At 39.8% G+C, this 304-nt stretch carries 1 pseudogene; it reads left to right on the top strand.

The features are described 5' to 3' along the window. Window positions 1-76: 76 nt before the first annotated feature. Window positions 77-304 (top strand): annotated as a pseudogene (locus C1G53_RS12355) (hypothetical protein); the annotation flags it as partial.

The following is a 304-nucleotide window of genomic DNA, read 5'->3' as shown; positions in this document are numbered from 1 at the left end:
TAACTGAAGGTTCCAGAAATATTGAACGTAGTAAACTTATCGGCGGTCATTCCGCTGGTGGATTGGAGGGATTAAAATGATTGACCGTTCATACTTACCATTTCAGTCAGCAAGAGAGTACCAAGATACTAAGATGCAAAAATGGATGGGCTTTTTTCTATCTGAGCATACATCAGCACTCACTGACGATGCAAACAAAGTAACGTATATGTCAGATTTGTCACTGGAGAAGAAATTATTACTCCTCAGTCAGGTGTATGCTGGGCAACTGAACACGCGCATTCATGTAGTTGAAAAAAACAAT

This window comes from Streptococcus suis (assembly GCF_002960445.1).
Classification (GTDB): domain Bacteria; phylum Bacillota; class Bacilli; order Lactobacillales; family Streptococcaceae; genus Streptococcus; species Streptococcus hyiners.
Note: the sequence above shows the minus strand (reverse complement) of the source record. Positions and strands in the feature narration are given on the sequence as shown.